The organism is Natrialba aegyptia DSM 13077, from assembly GCF_000337535.1.
Lineage (GTDB): Archaea > Halobacteriota > Halobacteria > Halobacteriales > Natrialbaceae > Natrialba > Natrialba aegyptia.
Window position 1 is genome coordinate 1 of record NZ_AOIP01000012.1, and the last position, 18,867, is coordinate 18,867.

16 protein-coding genes and 1 tRNA gene are annotated in these 18,867 nt (G+C 63.7%); 9 read left to right on the top strand and 8 right to left on the bottom strand.

Annotated elements, in window-relative coordinates:
* Positions 1-164: 164 nt before the first annotated feature.
* Positions 165-1,184, bottom strand: a complete 1,020-nt coding sequence (locus tag C480_RS02380; RefSeq protein WP_006664024.1) for a zinc-dependent alcohol dehydrogenase family protein — start codon at positions 1,182-1,184, stop codon at positions 165-167.
* A 91-nt stretch (positions 1,185-1,275) separates the two neighbouring features.
* Entirely contained in the window at positions 1,276-2,253 is a 978-nt protein-coding gene (gene fen, locus C480_RS02385) for a flap endonuclease-1 (protein WP_006664025.1), read from the bottom strand.
* A 123-nt stretch (positions 2,254-2,376) separates the two neighbouring features.
* Here fen and C480_RS02390 point away from each other — a divergent pair, with 123 nt between their 5' ends.
* Positions 2,377-3,777, top strand: coding sequence for an outer membrane protein assembly factor BamB family protein (locus C480_RS02390; RefSeq protein WP_006664026.1), 1,401 nt, complete (start codon positions 2,377-2,379; stop codon positions 3,775-3,777).
* A gap of 1 nt (position 3,778) precedes the next feature.
* A complete protein-coding gene (locus tag C480_RS02395) occupies positions 3,779-4,729 on the top strand; it encodes a hypothetical protein (RefSeq protein ID WP_006664027.1) in 951 nt (316 codons plus the stop codon).
* Here C480_RS02395 and C480_RS02400 read toward each other — a convergent pair.
* On the bottom strand, positions 4,726-5,346 hold the full coding sequence (locus tag C480_RS02400; RefSeq protein ID WP_006664028.1) for a GNAT family N-acetyltransferase: 621 nt from the start codon (positions 5,344-5,346) through the stop codon (positions 4,726-4,728). The genes C480_RS02395 and C480_RS02400 overlap by 4 nt on opposite strands.
* 135 nt (positions 5,347-5,481) lie before the next feature.
* Here C480_RS02400 and C480_RS02405 point away from each other — a divergent pair, with 135 nt between their 5' ends.
* The gene (locus C480_RS02405) at positions 5,482-6,033 is read left to right on the top strand and encodes a hypothetical protein (protein WP_006664029.1); all 552 of its coding nucleotides are present in this window, start codon (positions 5,482-5,484) and stop codon (positions 6,031-6,033) included.
* 245 nt (positions 6,034-6,278) lie between these two features.
* Here the strand turns inward: C480_RS02405 and C480_RS02410 are convergent.
* Together C480_RS02410 and C480_RS02415 are read right to left on the bottom strand one after the other, a co-directional pair.
* Positions 6,279-6,349 (bottom strand) — tRNA-Gly (locus tag C480_RS02410).
* Positions 6,350-6,432: 83 nt separating this feature from the next.
* The gene (locus C480_RS02415; protein ID WP_006664030.1) at positions 6,433-7,146 is read right to left on the bottom strand and encodes a class I SAM-dependent methyltransferase; all 714 of its coding nucleotides are present in this window, start codon (positions 7,144-7,146) and stop codon (positions 6,433-6,435) included.
* A gap of 165 nt (positions 7,147-7,311) precedes the next feature.
* Between C480_RS02415 and C480_RS02420 the strand changes: the two genes are divergently transcribed.
* From C480_RS02420 to C480_RS02430, 3 genes are all read left to right on the top strand, one after another.
* Entirely contained in the window at positions 7,312-7,782 is a 471-nt protein-coding gene (locus C480_RS02420) for a DUF5793 family protein (RefSeq protein ID WP_006664031.1), read from the top strand.
* A gap of 189 nt (positions 7,783-7,971) precedes the next feature.
* Positions 7,972-8,250: a UPF0058 family protein gene (locus tag C480_RS02425; protein WP_006109503.1), complete on the top strand. Its 279-nt coding sequence runs from the start codon at positions 7,972-7,974 to the stop codon at positions 8,248-8,250.
* A gap of 37 nt (positions 8,251-8,287) precedes the next feature.
* Positions 8,288-10,948: a DUF7527 domain-containing protein gene (locus tag C480_RS02430; protein ID WP_006664032.1), complete on the top strand. Its 2,661-nt coding sequence runs from the start codon at positions 8,288-8,290 to the stop codon at positions 10,946-10,948.
* A 200-nt stretch (positions 10,949-11,148) separates the two neighbouring features.
* Here the strand turns inward: C480_RS02430 and C480_RS02435 are convergent, their stop codons facing one another.
* Positions 11,149-11,454: a hypothetical protein gene (locus C480_RS02435; protein ID WP_006109505.1), complete on the bottom strand. Its 306-nt coding sequence runs from the start codon at positions 11,452-11,454 to the stop codon at positions 11,149-11,151.
* A 356-nt stretch (positions 11,455-11,810) separates the two neighbouring features.
* On the opposite strand from C480_RS02435, the gene C480_RS02440 reads away from it, so the two are divergent.
* Positions 11,811-13,217 (top strand): adenylosuccinate synthase, encoded by a 1,407-nt coding sequence (locus C480_RS02440; protein WP_006664033.1) that lies wholly within the window; start codon positions 11,811-11,813, stop codon positions 13,215-13,217.
* A gap of 67 nt (positions 13,218-13,284) precedes the next feature.
* Here C480_RS02440 and C480_RS02445 read toward each other — a convergent pair whose 3' ends face one another.
* Positions 13,285-15,669, bottom strand: coding sequence for a hypothetical protein (locus tag C480_RS02445; protein WP_006664034.1), 2,385 nt, complete (start codon positions 15,667-15,669; stop codon positions 13,285-13,287).
* Positions 15,666-17,684: an ATP-binding protein gene (locus tag C480_RS02450; RefSeq protein WP_006664035.1), complete on the bottom strand. Its 2,019-nt coding sequence runs from the start codon at positions 17,682-17,684 to the stop codon at positions 15,666-15,668. The genes C480_RS02445 and C480_RS02450 overlap by 4 nt, the downstream gene beginning before the upstream one ends.
* 155 nt (positions 17,685-17,839) lie before the next feature.
* On the opposite strand from C480_RS02450, the gene C480_RS02455 reads away from it, so the two are divergent.
* Together C480_RS02455 and C480_RS02460 are read left to right on the top strand one after the other, a co-directional pair.
* The gene (locus tag C480_RS02455; RefSeq protein WP_006664036.1) at positions 17,840-18,055 is read left to right on the top strand and encodes a methytransferase partner Trm112; all 216 of its coding nucleotides are present in this window, start codon (positions 17,840-17,842) and stop codon (positions 18,053-18,055) included.
* Positions 18,056-18,119: 64 nt separating this feature from the next.
* Entirely contained in the window at positions 18,120-18,860 is a 741-nt protein-coding gene (locus C480_RS02460) for a DUF7524 family protein (protein ID WP_006664037.1), read from the top strand.
* Positions 18,861-18,867: the final 7 nt, after the last annotated feature.

Here is an 18,867-nt window from a genome sequence, read left to right on the forward strand (position 1 = left end):
CCCCGATCTCCTGTAGCCGCAAGGAACGGATTATTATAGCCCGAATAACATGGACGGACGGTTGAGAACGGGTCTACCGGTTTCCCCGCACTGGGATCCCCTCCCTGCGGCCGAATCGAAATTGCACTGTTTGACAGACGAAACGGTCCACTGTCAACGGGAGATTACTCGAGGCTGATGACGACTTTCCCCTGATGCTCGCCGGCCTCGACGTATCGGTAGGCCTCGCGGACATCGGCGGCGTCGAAGGTACGGTCGATCACCGGCTCCATTTCCGAGGCGGCCATCGCCTGGGTCATCCGGTCGAACATCGCGCGGCTGCCGACGCCCATCACGCCCTCGACGGTGAGCGCCTTGTGGAGGATCGGGCCCGGATGAACCTGTCCCTCCTGCCCGGCGAGGACGCCGATGAGGTGGACGTGCCCACTCGGAGCGGCCGCCGCGAGTGACCGTTCGAGCGTTCCCGGGCCGCCGACCTCGACGACGTGGTCGACGCCACCGCCGGTTCGCTCCCGGACGAGTTCACCCCAGTCGGGCGTTTCCTCGTAGTTGCACGTCCACGTCGCGCCCAGGTCGCGGGCGCGCTCGAGTTTGTCGTCGCTGGAGGAGATCACGAAGACCTCGGCTCCGTGGAGTGCTGCGAACTGGAGGGCGAACGTCGAGACGCCGCCGGTTCCGAGCGCGAGGACGCGCTCGCCCGCGCCGAGCCCGCCGTCTTCGACCAGCGCGCGCCAGGCGGTCAGCCCGGCACACGAGAGCGTCGCCCCCTGTTCGTATGAGAGGTGATCGGGCAGGGTCGTGAGGCTCGCTGCGGGAAACGTGACGTACTCGGCCAGCACACCGTCGACGTTGCCGCCAGTCGTCCGGGCGATCTTCTCCCGCGTTCCGGGACCGTCGATCCAGTCGGGTGCGAACGGCGTCGCGACCCGCTGGCCGTCCGAGAGTCGGTCGACCTGGTCGCCGACCGCGACGACCTCCCCGGCACCGTCGGAGAGCGGAACGACCGGCAATTCCGAGCCGGGGTAGGCGAGTTCGTCGTTGGCGATCGCCAGATCCCGGTAGTTGAGCGAGGCGGCGTGGATTCGAACGAGCGCCTCGTCGGCGTCCGGCTCCGGTCGGTCGCGCTCGGTTTCGACGATGCCCGCGTAGTCACTCGTCGCGTCTTGCACCTCGTAGGCGTACATAGCCGGATGGACGGGACGGCCCAACTTCGGTGCTCCGCTTACCGACCGTTTTGCTGGCTCTGCGATAGTCTCCTGGTACTCACATCATGTGTCACGTCCAGCGATCGAGCCCCGTCTGCGTGACGCTCTCTTCGATGCGCTCGAAGCCGCGCTCTATCTCCCCCGGATCGACGCCCCACTCGTCGGTGACGTATTCCCGAGCCGCGTCCAGATCCGGATCGAGCGTCGTGCTGAACTCGTAGTCGTCGGTCACGTTCGGCTCGCGGAAGAGTTCGCGGACGCGGTCGCCGTACCGGATCGAGTCGCCGCGGGCCTCGAGCACGCCCCAGAGGTCCCCGTGCTCGGTGATCTCCGCGATGGCCGTTTTCGGGCCGATACCGGAGACACCTTCGTTGAAGTCGGTGCCGATGAGGATGGCGGCGTCGATGAGCTGTTCGAGGGTCAGGCCGTGGTGGTCGAGCGTCGCCTGGAGATCCATGCGCTCGGGGTCGCCCTTGCTCGTCAGTTGGCGGAGCGTGAGCGGCGCGCCGAAGAGCAGGGCGTCGTAGTCCTCCGAGCCGACGTAGTCGGCGTCGCCGCGCCGGGCCATGTGCGCGGCCTGGGCCTCGCCCTCGGCGGGAGCTTCGACGATCGGCACGTCGAGCAGTTCGAGGAGCTCGCGACTGGTCTCCTGAATCGTCGGGGTGAGCCGCTGGGTTCGGGACTCGAGTTGGGCGATGGCGACCTCGTCGCCCTCCTCGCGGGCGGTCTCGAGTTGCTCCTCGTAGGTTCGGCGCTGGTCCCGCCGGGATTCGATCTCGTCTTCCTTGAGCTCGGAGGGGCCGCCGTCGAAGACCATCACCGGCGTCACGTCGTTTTCGAAGAACTTGGGCAGTCCCTGGACGATGCCGACCAGATTGGCGACCTCGGTCCCGTCCCCGGTCGTGTATTTCGCGCTGTTGGTCCACTTGACCGTCGTCGTCAGATAGCGGTAGAGCCAGTTGTGCGCGTCGACGGCGACGACGCCCTCGATGTCCGCGAACGGAACCTCCTCGATGACGGCGATGTCGCGCAAAGCAGCGTTTCCCATTGCCTCTCTATTCGGGCGAGCGGGTTTTGAATCGTTGGCTTCCGTCGCGAGTTCACTCGCCGTCGGAATTCCTCAACGATAGAAACACTTTTAATTTCCACTCATACAGATTCGATACGTACTGTGAAGAACTCCGTCGAGAACGTCAGTCGACGGGCAGTTCTCGCCGGGGCGGGATCGCTACTCGTCGCGGGCTGTCTCGGCGCTGAGCGGACGCCCGGGACCAGTGATCTCGACTGGCGAATGTACGGCCGCGACCCGGGTCGGACGCGGTTCGTCCCGAACGCGTCCCTCCCGCGCGACGGCGTCGATATCGCCTGGGAACGCTCGGTCAGCGCCTCCGGCTGGTACCCGCCGGTCGTCGCGAACGAAACCGTCTACTGCCAGTACAGCAACGGACTCTTCGTCCTCGACGCCGCGACGGGGGAAGGGACGCGTGCGAGCACCTACGGGCCGTTCGGCCGCGATATCTTGCCGATGGCGTTCGCCTCGACCGAACTCTACCGGGACGGCGTGTTGGTCGTTCCGTATGACACCGTCATCGGCGGCTACGCTGCCGGCCGCGACGGCTGGCCAGACTCGGTTTCGGGGATCGGCCAGGAACGCGCTCGCTGGTGGCTCGACGGCGACTCGACGAGCACGTCTCGACTGCCCCCCAGAGCTTCCGCCGGCGAGTGGCTCGGCTCGCCGCTCGTCGTCGACGGGACGCTCGTCTCGTTGCATCCACGGTCGGCGACGCTTTCTGCGAGCGATAGCGACGACGGAAGCAACCGCTGGCGATTCGACCTCGAGACGGTCGCCGCCGACGGATACGTCGCCTCCCCGGTCGGCCACGTCGTCGATACGACAACCGGTACCGCCGTCGTCAAACTCCGGACGCGGCGGGAGGAGGCCGCCGTCGTCGTCCCGCTGCTCGTCGGAATCTCCAGCGAGAACGGGTCGCTCGAATGGCAAACGACCACGGACGAAGTCTCATCCGGCGACACGAACCCGGGCGTCGAACCCGCGGACAGTCTCACAACGCGCGACGGCACTGTCTACACGATCGACTGGAACACATCGACCCGAGCGCTTCGTCTCTGTGAACTCGACGCTGCGACCGGTGAACTCGGCTGGACGAAATCGCTCGATCGAACCGAACACATCGGTGTCGCCGTCGACGAGGCGCGGCTCTATCACGTCGGGTTGATCGACCGCGAGGAGGTACCCGAGACGTTCCGCATCGTCGCACTCGACCGCGACAGTGGCTCCCGACGGTGGGCTGTGACGATCGACGATGCGCCGTTGGATCCCCGACTTCCGTACGGGGCACCGCCGACGGTCGCCGACGAGCACCTGCTCGTTCCCGGCAAGCGGGGACTTCACGCACTCGATCGGGGAACCGGCGAGATCCTGTGGACGTTCACAGAGATGGTCCCGACCAGCGGCGGCGGGTCGGTCGAACGCAGCGGGATGACGCCGGCCGTCGTCACCGACGACCGCATCGTGATCGGAACGACGCTCGCGCTCTACGGACTCGAATAGTATGTCGACACCGAACGATTCGAACGACGGGACGCCGACTGGCACCGAACCGTCACAGCAGCCGGCGGACGATGCTTCCGTCGGATTGATCGGCCTCATCCGAATCACCATCGCCGTGCTCCGCGCTCGACCGTCGTTACTCGTCCCCTTCGCGCTCGCCGGCGTGGTCGGAGCGACGAGTGCAGTCGCCAGGATCGAATCGCCGTATCCCGTCGATATGGTGGCGTTTCCCGCCAACGGCGTCGTCCACCTTTCGGTCGCACTGGTACCGGCACTGGAGCCGATGGTCGAGGTGAACTCGGGTCTCGTTCTCGGGCTGAAACCGGCGTTCCTGGCCGTACTCATCGGCTGGCAGGTCGGACTCGCGCTCGCGGTGACGGTGGCGTTTGCGGGGGTCGTTCGGGCGGCGGCTCGTTTAATTTCGAAAACGCACGCGATCTCATCGCCATCGGCGACATCCGAAGTCGGGGCTGACGAGAGCAAGGGACTCATTCCGAGTCTCGTCCCGTCACCCGTCCGACTCGGCTGGCTCTTCGCGTACGTGCTCGGGATCCAGATCGTGCTGCTCGCCGGTCTTTTCGTGGTTGGAGCGTTCGGAATCGGACCCGGACCCGGATCGACCGGACTCGGTCCGCTTTTCGGATGGCTGTTCGTCGTCGTTCCCATCGCGAGCGGACTCTTTCTAACGCCCGCAGCGATCGTGATCGGCGGCAAACGCCCGATCGAGGCTGCGATTGAGAGCGCCGCATACGCCGTGAGACGTCCGCTCTCGGTCGTCGCGTTACTCCTCGCTACCGGCTATCTCGGCACCGTCCTGACCGGCGTCTTTCACGGCGGACCGTCCCCGCGGATCGGCGTCGCACTCGGAACGTTCACGAGCGTCGCCGTCGGCGGGACACTCCACGCAATCGTCGTTGCAGCGGCGTACGTTTGCTGGTCGGCCGACAGCTAGCGCGGCGATTCCGCGTCAGTCTCTCCCGTCGCTTCCGGTGGTGGCTCGCTTCCACACCGGGAGTCGAGAAACGAGTGTTCGGCGTCGGAGAGGTCGCGGCTGCGGAACTCGTCGAGACCGGCCTGATACGCGTCTCGAGTTCGGCCAGCGACTTCCGAAGCAGCGGGTTCATCGGCCGCAATGTCGGAGGGGGGAGCGGTCTCGCTATCGATCGTCACCGTCGGTGGATACTCGAGTACGAGTTCGGCGATGCCGGTCGTCTCGCCGGTGTAGCCGAAGCCGGCGCGGTAGAGCGCCTCGTAGGCGAAGGGGTTGTTGACGGCGATGCGGAGGCGGTCGTAGCCGTGCTCTCTCGCGCGGTCGCGGACGAGGGCGACGAGTTCGGGACCGATCCCCTCGCCGCGGCGGTCGCGGGCGACCGTGACGTATCGCAACCAGAGCGTGTTTTCGTCGGTTCGGTCCTCGTTGAACGCGATAGCTCCGACGGTGGTGTCGTCCTCGCGGGCGACAGCCTTCCCCGTATTCGTCATGACGAACTTGCCGGCGTAGCTGAACCGCGTGTGATCGAGGCGCAGTTTCGGTCCGTCCGGCGGCCACGCGAGCAGTTCGTAGTCCACGGTGGAATCGAACGGTCGTTGGGACGAGAGCCACTAATAGACACCGGAGTGATGCGTTCTTGGGGAATTACCAGTAGATATTCCAGTTGGACAAACCATTATAGCGCCGGTTGTGGTACGACAGCCAGAACCAGTATGAGTGCTGAATCCGACACCCAGTCTGCGGTCGGCATCGAGAACTCGATTGGCTGGCCGATCGGGAGCGCGCTCGGTGGCGCAATCGGTGCGCTCGCGTTCGGGCTCCTCATGTGGGTCTACGACCCGGATACCGTGTCCGCTGCGATCCCCGGCATATACGGGCTCGATCCAGTAGGTGTCGTCGGTTGGGGCATCCACATCGTTCACGGAATCCTGCTGGGGCTCCTCTTCGGGCTGCTCGTCACTCGTAACGTGTTCCTCGGCGTGATCATGACGAGTCCCGAAACGGGAGCACTCTCGCGAACCGGCCTCACACTTCGCCTCATCGGGGCCGGGTTCGTCTTCGGATTGGCTATCTGGGCGATCCTGCCGTTGCTCGTCCTCCCCGTCTGGATCGAAGCGATCGGCACCGGTACCGCGACCGAGTTTCCGACCACTGCGATCGAGAGCATGCTCGGGCACGTCATCTTCGGGTCCGTTCTCGGTCTCGTCTTCGCGCTCGTCACCGACCTTCGCTCGCGCTCGCCCGGGACGCCACTCGAAGGGTAGTCGGAGACGGCGGCGTACGGTGGAACGCCCACCAGAACAGTGTCGACCGGGATTGCTCAGAGCGGGATTGCTGCTGCTCGGGAATTTGTTCGCAGCAGCAATGCGCACATCCGTTCGTCAAAAAAATGCGCGGACCGGGATTTGAACCCGACTGCAAGACGGTCGTCCTCACTTCGTTCGGACGCTGCGACTCGCGCGCTTCAAATCCCTCTTCGCATTTTCTCCCCACGTCTGTTCGTCAAAAATGCGCGGACCGGGATTTGAACCCGGGCCATGAGCTTGGAAGGCTCAGGTCCTACCACTAGACCATCCGCGCGCACTCCCCGGTTTTGGCTCCACGTTTAAGGCTCTTCCTTTTCGATCCGATCGCCCGCCCGGAGCGGGGTCGCACCCACGAGTTCACTCCTGAGCTCCGGCGACGACTGCATAGCAGTTCCCGCTCGAGAGCTCCCACTCGCGGAGATCGAGCGCGCTCCGTTCGAGGTCGCGTTCGAACTCGGGCGGCAAGTAGATGTGATAGAAGCGGTCGACGGTCTCGCCGCCGGGGAGGGTCCACTCGACCGTCGTATCGAATCCCGTCTCGGCGGCGGCGTCGCTGTCGAAGCGGTCGTGAGCGGTCGACCAGACGCTGACCAGCGCTCGGCCGTCGGGTCGGAGGACGCGCCCGAGTTCGTCGAGGCTCCGCCGTCGCAGCTTCCGTGTTGGCAGATGGTGGAGCGTTGCAACGTAGATGCCGACGGTGATGGCATCCGTCGCAAGCGGGAGCGTGGCGGCGTCGCCCTGACAGAGAGCGACGCTGAACTCGTTCGTGCGGGCGCGTTCCCGACCGGTTTCGAGGAGGTTGCGGCTGATGTCGAGACCGAGAACGCGGTCGACGGCGTCGGTCGCGGCGAGCAGTTCGGCGTGGCGACAGTTGCCACAGCCGAGGTCGAGACCGACGAGCGGCCGGGTCGCCGAATCGGCTGGTGCAGTCCGTTCGGCGAGTGGCTCGGTCGTTTCGATGAACGACTCGACTTCGGGCCAGGCGTATTCGCGGGTCGTTGCGAAGTGACTCGCGATGTGATCGTAGGTGTCACGGACTGTGCTGGGGGTCGCTCTGTCGTCCTCCTCCATTAGCGGGTGTCGGCCCCGGGCGCGCAAAAAGCGTTGCGTTCGACCGTTCGTACCAGTAGGACAGATTGTTCTGCCGAAGAGAGTATCTGCAGATCATGTCTGTCAACCGACGTGATTAGCTGTGCGTTACGTTCATACGATGGGAGCGCTAACCGTGAGTACGGAATGAGGCGCGAGCATTTCACGTTACACGTCAGCAATATTGACTGGGTCGAAACTGGCGAGAACCCGAGCAAACCCTCGGTATCGATCGACTTTACCGGCCCAGCAGCGACACTCCGTGAGCGCCTTACTGGCCCCGACGACGAAATCCTCGACGCGGGCGAAACCGACGTCGCCTTGCGGCTCCAGGAACCGCTCGGAAACGACACCACCGGCGTCGTCAGCGTCACGAACCGCATCACGGGCGATTTCATTCTCGAACTCAACGAGGACGCAGCCGACGTCCTTCAGTTCATTCGTGCGGCCCGTGGGTACGGCGAGGGTGCGGCCGACGACGAGGGCCGATACGAGGTCGAAATCACGCTCGATGGCGACTCCTTTGTCACCTACGACAAACGAACGTTTCTCGTCTACGACGACGAAGGCAGTCTCCTCCGACAGCACAGCCTGATCCCGAGCGGCGTCGAACTCTAGTCGAACGCGCCAATTCTCCCCCATCCGAATCGGACTGCGCCGTTACGTTCGAAGCCGACTCCGCGGTCAGTCGCGCCAGTCACGGGACACACTGCCGGCGCTTGTACATCCGAGCGCGTGCCTATCACCGGCAGTTTTGCGACCGACCGCCACACAATCCTTAAGCCGAAACCGTTCGTACCTGTGGGTATGCATAAGGACGAACTCCTCGAGCTACACGAAGAACTCGTCGTCATTATGGAGTACTTCGAAGAGCGCGAGGAGGTCGACGAGAGCCTGTTCGAAGCGTACCACCAGCTCGATGTCGATCCCTCGCATGTCCATAAATCAAAGAGTGAACACAAACACGCCGTCTTCGTCCTCGGAAACGCACTGGCGGGGGCGATGAGCGAAGACGAGTTCTCGAGCGCGGGCCGAATTGGCAAGCGAATGAAAGAACTTGCTGAGGATGCCGAGTCGAAAATATAGGCGAAACGTATTTGTTGCACTTGCCGCTTGTTGAACTATGGACTCGCGCACGCAAGAGCGCGTTGAGGAGTGGGATTCTCGCTCGTTCAGTGGTGGTTTCGACGGCCTCTCTGATCTCGCTGACGGTGGCTTTTCGGGAGCCGTCGCTGCGGGTGGTTCGTGGCTGTATATGCTTAACGGCCGCATCGTCGGCGTTCTCGGCGGTGAAATCACGGATTTCGAGGATGCTACGGGAACCGTTTACCAGGCACCGCACCCGTCGTTACCGTTGCTCTGTACGATGAAAGCGCACGGGGGCGACGTTCAGGCGAAGTACTACACGAACGAAACGCCGCTCCGGGAGGTCGACGAGACGCTCCAGAGCGGATCGTTTACCGGCTATATCGAACTGAGCGAGAACGTTCTCAGCGGCGATTACTACGCGGTTTACTACGGTGGTCGTCGGATGGCAGCCGCCTACATCGGGAACGCAGAACGGCTTATTACCGGCGACGAGGCCTTCGATCGAGCCGACGATGAGGTCGGCATCTACGAGGTCATCGATGTCGAAATCGAGGTCACTGACGTGCCGGGAACAGAAGCGCCAGCAGTGGAGACCGGGACGGAGACGGACACGGACGACAGCGAAACTACCGAAGGCAGGGCGGCGACGAGCCACCACGCAGACGTATCCGACCCGGCGGCGGACGACTACGGATCCGTCAACGACACGAGCACGGCGGAGCCGACCGCTGACCCGACCGAGTCAGCGATCGATCCGATCGACGTTTCCGGCACCGAGTCGGCCGTCTCGGGAAGCGGTATCACCGAGAGCGGCGATTCGAAACTTACAGCGCCTGATTCCGACGACTCGGACGGAATCACGGCACCGGCAGATGGTGTCAGTACAACGGATGCCGACTCACCAACTGACCCCACACAAGCACGGTCAGGTGCTCCGGACGAGTCCCCGGCCCAGGGCGGGATGACGGCCAATCCGGACCCAGAGACGGTCGAAGCAGCAGCGGAGGAACTCGACCAGAACGATATTTCGTGGCTCGAAGACGACGGGGACGACGGGGACGAGGGGGACAAGGGGGACGATGCTGACGACTCGGAGACAACAACGCCATCCGCCGATCCCGACACGGAGACAGCGGATTCGGCTCAACCCCGAACCCAATCCCAATCACAGTCCCAGTCCCAGTCCCAGCCCCAGGAACGAACGCAGGAACAGTCGAACGGCCGCCGGCAGCACCGGAACCAGCCCCAACCCCAGGAACGGAATCCGGATCGAGATCACAACGTCCCCTCGTCTCGATCACGGGACCCGCCCCAGACTCCACACCGGTCCGCCGACCCCGCCGCCTCTGCCGACCCTGCCGGTCCAGTCGATCCTGACGCAGACGATCCCGACGCAGCAGAACTCGACCAGCAGTTCGAAGCCGAAGAGCAGTGGCGCGAAACCCGGTCGATCCCCTCGCTCGATCCCGACAACTCGGCGACCGCGGACGTGGACGCGGATACAGACACAGATTCCACTGCCGGTTCTCGGTCCACATCCGCTGTAACAGCCCCATCCCGAACCACCAACGCCCAGCAAGCCCCTTCAAACGGCGATCGAAAGACTCCAGAGACGAACACTGAAACCCAATCGAGTTCATCGTCGTCTGCTCGGGGATCGCACTCGACGGAAGGAACGCGACGATCGAACAGTTCGGACACGGCATCGGCTGATGCTACCCCAACTGACGACCGACACAAACGCCAGCTCACCCAGTATACGCGCCGAATCGAAGAACTCGAATCGAAACACGACGCGCTCGCGAACAAGGCTCGCGAACTCAAATCCGAGCGTGACGAGTTACGGGCCGAAAACCAGGAACTCGCGGCGACGATCGAACAGCTTCGCGGGCGCGTTTCGGAACTCGAGACCGAACTCGAGCAGGCTCGTGCAGGATCGGGTACCGGCTCCCGACCAGTCGACGCCGAAACCCACCTTTCTCCTGCACAGGCGCTCTCGGGGACGAACCTCTTCGTGCGCTACGCCTCCAAGAGCCAACCGACCCTCGAAACCGCACACGACGGCGGTGCCGACCGGAGCGAGGTCGCGACGAACCTGCGCCTCGAACACCACACCGAGTTCGACGCCGCGAGCGTCGCCGTCGAAGACCAACCCTACGAGGCGTTTCTCACCGAGACGATCGAGCACCGCTTCGTCGACTGGCTCACCGAACGAGTTCTCTACGAGATCCGCGATACCGGCCACGCCGACGGTCTGGCCGACCTCTACGATGCGATCCCGCGCATCGACCGCGCCGAACTCGGGGCGACGATCTCGCTCGCGGACGACGATACCGACGACGTCCCCGACCAGGTGACGTTCGATGTCGTCGCCTTCGACAAGATGGGGAACCCGCTCGTCCTCGCGACGTTCAACGACTCGCGCGAACCCGCCAGCCAGGCACTGCTCGAAGAACTCGAAGAGGCGGCTTCGGCAGTGAAGGCGAACTATCCGGATCTCGCAGCCGCCGTCGCCGTAACGTCGAGTTACTTCGAGCCCGGTGCACTCGAGGTTGCAGAACAGGCAACGAGCAGCGGCTTTCTCAGCCGCGGCTCGAAGTTGAGTTACGTCAACCTCTCGCGAAAGAGCGGCTACCACCTCTGTCTGGTCGAATCGCGCAGTGAGGGGTTCCACATGAACGTTCCAGAACTCTAGTCGACAGCATTTGCTTTCTCCGAAACGAACCAGTAGCGTCCACTGCTACCACCAGGTGAACGCGGACGAGTTCTCACTGCCGAGAACAGTACGGATCGAGAGATACTTCACCGACCGGAGATAGTCGTGCGGAGCGGTGAAGGATCGAGATTACTCTGTTCGAGGCAAGCTAGCGCTGTCGACTGATCAGTTTCCAGGCGTTAGCTGTCGGCCTCTGCGACGTCTTCGATCTTCATGCCCTCGAGCTTGTCGACGATGTCGTCGATTTTGCCGTCGAGTTCGTCGACGAACTCGACGGTACGCTCGGTTTTGATGGCACCCTGGCTGGAGGGCTCGATGAGGTTTTCTTCCTCGAGAACGCGGAGGGAGTAGCGAACCTTGTGGTGGGGGTAGCCGGTTTCGTTGGACATCTTCACGATACCGATGGGTTCGTTTTCGATGACCATCTTCAGGACCTGCAGATGTCGTTCGAGCATATCGACTTCCTTCTCAAGTCGGTCTATCATGGCATTTGTTAACTTGTCTTTGTAGCTTTTAAAAGTTACTCTCTAGGAGAGAGCCGTCCACTCTCAACTCGGTGGTCGTTTTTGAGAGTAGTTAACGCTTCCGCTTGCGAGGCACACACATGAATGATGATGATCTATTTTGCCGGGTAGCGAGTTCGTGCGGACGAATCAGGCGCAGCTATCAGCTTACCCCCCCCCCTCTGTCGGTCGCTGCAAACGTGGATGGATGCGTGTATTCTCGCGCTCAGGTGGCGGAAATATACCCATAACTGTGTATATGTTGGCAGTCTCGTTCCGGGTGACGCCCCGGTGATACCGTAATCTGTTTATCGGATCGGCAAGAATCCGCCGCTGTTATGACCGTCACAATCGTCGGGGCTCAACTCGGCGACGAAGGCAAGGGCGGCGTCGTTGACCTCTACGGCGACACCGCCGATGTCGTCGCCCGCTATCAGGGCGGCGACAACGCTGGACATACCGTCGTCCACGACGGTGAAGAGTACAAGCTATCGCTCGTTCCGTCGGGAGCCGTCCGGGGCAAGGTCGGCGTCCTCGGAAACGGCTGTGTCGTCAACCCCGAGACGCTGTTCGAGGAGATCGACGCGCTTCGCGAGCGCGGGTTGGACCCGGACGTTCGCGTCGCAGAGCGCGCCCACGTGATCCTCCCGTACCACCGCGCACTCGACGGGATCGAAGAGGAAGAAAAGGACGACCTCGCCGCCGGCACGACCGGGCGCGGCATCGGTCCCACCTACGAGGACAAGGCCGGCCGACGCGGCGTCCGCATCGGCGACCTGCTCGATCCCGACGCCCTCCGCGACCGACTCGAGTACGTCGTCCCCCAGAAGAAAGCCCTCGCCGAGGAGGTCTTCGGCAAAGAAACCGGCGAGGCGTTCGATATCGACCATCTATACGACACCTACCGCGAGTTCGGCGAGCGCCTCGCTGAGGAGGACATGACCGTCGACTGCGGTACCTTCCTCCAAGAGCGCATCGACGCTGACGAGAGCGTCATGCTCGAAGGCGCACAGGGAACCTCGATCGACATCGACCACGGCATCTATCCCTACGTCACCTCTTCGAACCCGACCGCGGGCGGGGCGACGGTCGGAACCGGACTCGGCCCGACGGTCGTCGGCCAGGGCGAGGTCATCGGCATCATCAAGGCCTACCTCTCGCGGGTCGGCACCGGCCCGCTCCCGACCGAACTGGGCGGCGTCGAGGGCCAGACCCCCGACTACGATCCCGCTGGGGCCAGTGCGGACGAGGAAGAACTCGCGACCTACATCCGCGACGAGGGCGGCGAGTACGGCACCGTCACCGGCCGCCCCCGCCGCGTCGGCTGGCTCGACATGCCGATGTTGCGCCACGCCGCGCGCGCGAACGGCTTTACCGGCCTCGCGATCAACCACATCGACGTGCTCGCCGGTCTGGACGAGGTGAAAGTCGGCCACAGCTACGAGTTCGACGCCGCCGACTCGGCGAGCAATCAGAACGCAGCCCGTTCCGATGACGGCGACGAACTCCTGACGATGCCCCCGACCACCGAACAGTGGGGCCGCTGCGAGGCGACGTTCAAGGCGTTCGACGGCTGGGAGGACGTCGACTGGGCCGCCGTGGCCGAGGAGGGCTACGACGCGATTCCGGAGAACGCCCGCACCTACCTCGAGTACGTCAGCGATGAACTCGAGACGCCGATCTACGCGGTCGGCGTCGGGCCGGGTCGGGAGGAAACCGTCATCGTCGAGACGCCCGACGAGTAGCGACTCGACGGTCTTCAATCCGTCTCCGATCTACCTCCGGTCACAGCCGCTCCCGTGACAGCGACGGCTACGAGATCGGGTACAGCAACTGTTTTTGTTCTTCCGGCCAGTAGAACTGTCCGTCGTAGTATATCGGACGGATCGTGTTCGAGATGTACTCGTTGAGACCGTCCGGTTCGATTTCGTGTGTGATCGTCGCCGGAATCAAGCGCTTTCGTTCCGGCCGGTTTCCTCGCCAGTGGGCGCCGACCGGATCAACCGGGAACGGGACGGAGACTCCTTTAATAGTGCCGTCATCAGACGTGTGCAGGGATTGAATTTCCGAGGGACGCCACTTCGCGACGAACCGGTGCGTTCCATCTCCGACGACGATCCCGCCGTCACCACCGGCACCGCCGCCACCACCGTCATCACCGGAACTGACGGTCGCACAGGTGTGTGCCGTCGCGAGGCTCTGGCCGTACAGGAGCAGTTCGCCGATCGTCGTCGAGATTGCAGCCTCCTCGTCACCGCTGTCCTCGGTCGGCGCTTCCGGCGTGCTGTAGCCCGCCACACCGGCGATGCTTCCCGTCTCGACGAGTTCAGTCGCGACCGTCGTGGCGTTCGTCGCATCGAGTTGGAACAGCCCGACCTCGTTTCCGGAGAGATCGGCCGGCTGCAGCGCGCCGTCGGTACACGCCAGTCCGCGCCCCGTTTCGTCGCACTCGCCGATGTAGTGCAGGAAATCGGCTCCGGTCTCGAACACGGCATCGAGTTCAGCGCGCGTCGGTTCGTCGACGCGTTCGACGCGGGGCGAGACGGCGTCCGATCGGCGGGTGTAGGTGTCGACGACGGCGGTTCGTGTCGATTCTGAAACGCGGTCGGTTGCGAAAACGATGACGACGGTGCGGTCGTCCGATTGGTGTTCGAGATCGGAGAGCCGGTTCTCGTAGGCTGTGAGGGTGGCTGTAAAGGTCGTCCGCCGGGCGGAAGTAGCGGGGGTGGAACGGGTCTGTTGGCGGGCCTCGGTGGCGTCCGCGTTCGTTTCCGTCGACGCCCTGGTCGCGTCCGCTTCCGTCCCCGTCTCCGTCTCGCTGCCCGTCCCCGTCTCCGTCTTCAGGGCCGAACGCGATCCGAGCACGCCGTGTATTCGTCGCCTCACAGCCAGTTCGTCCACACTGGTTGCCGTCTCGGCAGCCCGCTCACGATTCCGTTCCCGTTCCCGTTTCCGCTCCCGTGCCCGTGCCCGTGCCGATGGCGGCTCGATCGCAGCGAGGTCATAGAGCAGATGCGGGAGCGCGCTGACGTGCTCGATCGTCGGGTCGACGGTCATCCGATAGGGCCATCGCGGTAGGATCTCCTCGATCGTCCCGTCGGAAAAGGACAGATACGTCCGGACGCGCTCGGCGATCGGCTTCCCCGGACAGTCCGTCAATTCGATTCCGGCGCTTCGAAGCTGCTCGGATTCGACCACCGTTAGTTCAGTTGGCTCGACCCACGACGCCAGCAGGTCGAGGAAAAACGTCCGCCGCAGGAGCGCTCGAACGTCCGTTGGGAACGCGGGACCGGCACTGAACTCGTGGAGCAGTCCGTGTTGTGGAGACCGAAGAACAGGTGCGTCTGTCGCGGTTCGGTCGGTACGGGCCGGTGTTCGGACGCGCGCACTGAGATAGTACGCAAGCGGTGCCACCGTAAAGAGTGCTGATAGCTCGTTCGGTACGACGAGTTCGAGATCGGTCTCGGGCGTCGCGTCGCGAACCGCGTCGGGAACGCGGGTTTCGTCAGCATCGGCGTCAACCGAGAGCAGCGGCGGGTAGCCCCGATAGTTGCGGTGGACGCGGTCGACGGTCGTCGTCTCGATCGAGGCGGAGAGGTGCGAGAGTGCGGTGGCGACGCCGTCGGGCGTCGGAGCGACCGTCACCTCGTCGCGCGGGTAATCGACGGGTGACTTGAAGCCCACGGTCACTCGCGTCGGGTGGGGAAACGAAATCGTCAGCGGGCCGCGCGAGCGGTTTCGAAGCGTCGCCGGGCCATCGAACCGGAGCCGGACGAAGATGTTCGATTCGAACCGGCAGACGTAGGAACCGTCCGAGAGCGTCAACTCCTCGTCTCCGGCCTCGACGGAGAGCCGCGAGTTCTGAAACGACGAGTCGTCCCGCTTCGTAACCGATTCGAACGCCGAGTCGGGGCTGTGATCGGCGGCTGCGTCGCCGTTGCCGTCACCGCCGGTGCCGCGTCGGTCGCCGGCCTCGTCCAGGCGCGTGATATCGACCATATTCAACAGGTCGTATCGGAGTTCGGAGACGCGACCGACGGCCGTGGCGTCGATCGGTTCGTCGAACGCGTGGGGATCGTCCAGTCGATCCCAGCCGACGAGACCGAACGAAACGGTGTTTCCAGCGATATCACTGGCTCGAAGCGTTGTCCCGCGTATCGAAACGGTCACGGGATCGGTATCTGTGGAGTGACTCATCGTGTGTCCTCACCAGTCGCGTTCGTGTGCTCGTCCTCGGTTTCGTCTCCGTCACTGTCTCCGTCTCCGCCTCCGCCGTTGTCCCCCTTACCGTCCCCGTCACTGGCCTCGCCGGTCGGTTTCAATCGGTGGGCAGGACTACCACTGTCCGGCTCCGGCTCGGTCGTGGAGTCGGGTTCAGGGTCCGCCTCAGAATCAGAACCAGAGTCAGAATCAGAGTCAGATTCGGGTTCGAATCGAGAGCGCGTTTCCAATCCATCAACCAAACCGGCAGTCGACTCGCTTCCAAACGCCGCTCCGGAACCCCGTTCGCGGTCGAGTTCGCTCGGCCGTTCGAGCGGACTGGACGCTTCGCTGAACTCGAATCGTGCGCCGGGCGTCGCGGTATCGGCAGTATTCGCTGCCGACGAGAGGTCGAGAGTCCAGCCGTGTTCCGCGGCGATCTGTGCGACGATCGCGAGGCCGAGGCCGGTGTTGTCGGCCGTACTCGACTGGCCGGGTTCGAGGACCGAGTCGCGTTCGCCCGGCGGAATGCCGGGGCCGTCGTCCTCGACGGCGAAGCCGTTCGGGAGGGAGTCGACGCGCACGCTGACCGCTGGGCCGGCGTGTTCGATCGCGTTCCGAAAGAGGTTCTCGAATAGTTGGAGGAGGCGGCCGCGGTCGGCTGCGAGTTGGGTGTCGCTCGTGGCCTCGAGCGAGGCCGTGTCGGTGTCGACGTTGTTCCAAGCGGTTGTGGCGATCGTGTCGATATCGACTGGCGGTGGGTCCTCGACGCGCTTGCCGCGGGCCATCGTCAGCACGTCCTCGATCAGCCGCTTCATGCGGTCGTGTGCACGCTGAATTTCCTCGAGTTCAGCCGTTGCCGTTGGAGCGGCCGCGGCCTCGTCCGTTTGGCTCTCCCGGGCTTTCTGGAGTGCGAGTTCGAGATAGCCGTCGGCGACGCCGAGCGGGTTTCGGAGGTCGTGGCTGACGATACTCGCGAACTGGTCGAGGCGTTCGTTCTTGCGCTGGAGTTCGCGCTCGCGCAGTTTGAGTTCGGTGAGGTCGGTGTAGATCAGATAGCCGCGGGTCGTGCCGTCGGTGGTTGCGACGGGGATGTTTCGAAGCAAGAACGGTCGTGGCCCGTCGGCGGTTTCGCGGACGACCTCGACGTCGGCGCGTTCGGTGAGTTCGGTTTCGACGAGGTGTGTCGGGTGTGACTGTGTTTGCGTTTGCGTTTGTATCTGTGTCTGTGCCCGTGTCCGTTCCTGCCCAGGCACACCGGCGGTATCGGCCGATTCCGGTTTCGGTTCCGTTTCCGTTCCTGTTCCCGGCCCTGTCCCTTCCGTCGTGTCAGCCCCCTCAGTCGCCGTCATCCGTGCCGGGAGGAGGAGTTCCGTAAGCGGTTCGCCGACGGCGTCTGCGGCGTCGTACCCGAAGACGCGGATGAACGCAGAGTTGATAGCATCGACCAGTTGCGTGCCGTCTTCGATTCGATACTGCAAGGCGGCGTCGGGAACGTTCTCGAACAGCGCCGCGAACTGATCCCGTTCGGTCTCGAGCGCGCTCTGGTAGGTGACCCGGTTGCGAGCGTTCGTGACCGTCGCGACGAAGAGTTCGCCGAGGTGGCGATCGGCCTCCGAGAACGCGGCCGGCTCCGTGGCGTGAAACTGGACGACGCCACCGAACTCGAGCGGGATCGACAGCACCGATCGAAACGCGTCGCTCGTGGGTGCGGCGTCCGGAGCCGTCGTCAGATCGTCGACGACGTACGTCCTGTCCTCGCGGTATGTCTTCCCCGCGATACCCGCGTCGGCCGCGAGCGGTTCGGCCGGGATCAATCCCGCAGTGTTTGCCGCCTGTGGTTCGAACGCGCCGTCCTCGACGGTACAGATGCTCGCGGCATCGAACTCGATAATGCGATCGACGCCGCTGATGGCGCGCGTATAGACTTCCGCGACCGACTCACAGGCCTCGAGATCGGTCGCGAGGCGGCCCAGCTGGGCAACACTATCTCCGAGATGAGCGGCCCCCATCGACCACGATCACCTCGCTGGATAGTGTTCGGCTCCGTGCAACTCGTTGTCTCATTGGGAATGAGATACACAGTGTCGTATATATGTTCACTGGTTGCCCATTTCGGTGCGTCCGTTCCCGAAGCCTTTTGCTGTATGCGATACGCCTACGAAGTATGAAAGAGTCGTTGCTTGATATCCTCCGCTGTCCGCTCGACAAGCACGAACTGGAGCTCGAAAACGCGACGTACGCGGACACTGACGGCGATACTGACGCTGCCGAAGTCGTTTCCGGTGAACTCGTCTGTACCGATTGCGGCGAGCACTATCCCATCGACGACGGGATTCCGAACCTGCTCCCGCCGGACATGCGCGAGGAATCCCCGGCCTGAGACAGTCGAGTCGATCGACGGTAACTACTTGAGACTGGCCCGATACCACTACCTGTATCGTCTCGTGACTGGTTCCGACCCCACTTCCGCCCGCGAGTCCGAGTCGCCGACAGCTGCATCGTCAGCCCGTAGTGATACCGATCGGACACAGCCCGCCGACTCCTCGCGTCCACAATCATCTCCCTCATCCCCGTCGAGTTCCGTACCGACACCCGTCCACGTTCACGTCAACCGCAACCAACCCGACACGCTCACCGCCGAAACGACGGCTCTCGAGACGAACGACTCGTTCGTCCTCGAACTGCACGGCCACGCGGCACCGGCACACGTCCACTGCCGACTCGACGATACGCTCGCCCGCGTCGCTACGCTCGATAGCCCGAACTACTACATCGAGGCGGACAGCGTAACCCCTATCCCCATCAGCGTTAGCGCCGACTCGCTTCAGGAGCCGATCCGTGGTAACCTGGAGATCCTGACCGGCTACGGGTCCGAATCAGTCTCGATTACCGTTACGATTTCACCGACTCCACCGGATGTCGACATCGACGAGTCGCTTTCGAGTTCACCGCGAGCCGACGCCGGTGACGCAAACGCAAGCACGACCGCGGACCGCTCATCGATTGCGCGTCTCCGAACCGAACTCGGGCTCGAACCGGCCACGTTCGCCGTGCTCGCACTCGGGGCACTCGCGCTGATTCTCGCCACGACGACGGCGGCGAGTATCGGCGGTCCGGTGGCGACATTCGGCGTCGGCGTCGTTGTCGTCGGCGTTATCGTCGCGCTGTTCTTGCTCGTGACGTAGTCCGTGC

Coding starts and splice junctions, on each gene's coding strand:
- C480_RS02380 (WP_006664024.1), bottom strand. CDS start 1,184: ATGTACGCCTACGAGGTGCAAGACGCGACGAGTGACTACGCGGGCATC.
- fen (WP_006664025.1), bottom strand. CDS start 2,253: ATGGGAAACGCTGCTTTGCGCGACATCGCCGTCATCGAGGAGGTTCCG.
- C480_RS02395 (WP_006664027.1), top strand. CDS start 3,779: ATGTCGACACCGAACGATTCGAACGACGGGACGCCGACTGGCACCGAA.
- C480_RS02405 (WP_006664029.1), top strand. CDS start 5,482: ATGAGTGCTGAATCCGACACCCAGTCTGCGGTCGGCATCGAGAACTCG.
- C480_RS02415 (WP_006664030.1), bottom strand. CDS start 7,146: ATGGAGGAGGACGACAGAGCGACCCCCAGCACAGTCCGTGACACCTAC.
- C480_RS02420 (WP_006664031.1), top strand. CDS start 7,312: ATGAGGCGCGAGCATTTCACGTTACACGTCAGCAATATTGACTGGGTC.
- C480_RS02425 (WP_006109503.1), top strand. CDS start 7,972: ATGCATAAGGACGAACTCCTCGAGCTACACGAAGAACTCGTCGTCATT.
- C480_RS02430 (WP_006664032.1), top strand. CDS start 8,288: ATGGACTCGCGCACGCAAGAGCGCGTTGAGGAGTGGGATTCTCGCTCG.
- C480_RS02435 (WP_006109505.1), bottom strand. CDS start 11,454: ATGATAGACCGACTTGAGAAGGAAGTCGATATGCTCGAACGACATCTG.
- C480_RS02440 (WP_006664033.1), top strand. CDS start 11,811: ATGACCGTCACAATCGTCGGGGCTCAACTCGGCGACGAAGGCAAGGGC.
- C480_RS02445 (WP_006664034.1), bottom strand. CDS start 15,669: ATGAGTCACTCCACAGATACCGATCCCGTGACCGTTTCGATACGCGGG.
- C480_RS02450 (WP_006664035.1), bottom strand. CDS start 17,684: ATGGGGGCCGCTCATCTCGGAGATAGTGTTGCCCAGCTGGGCCGCCTC.
- C480_RS02455 (WP_006664036.1), top strand. CDS start 17,840: ATGAAAGAGTCGTTGCTTGATATCCTCCGCTGTCCGCTCGACAAGCAC.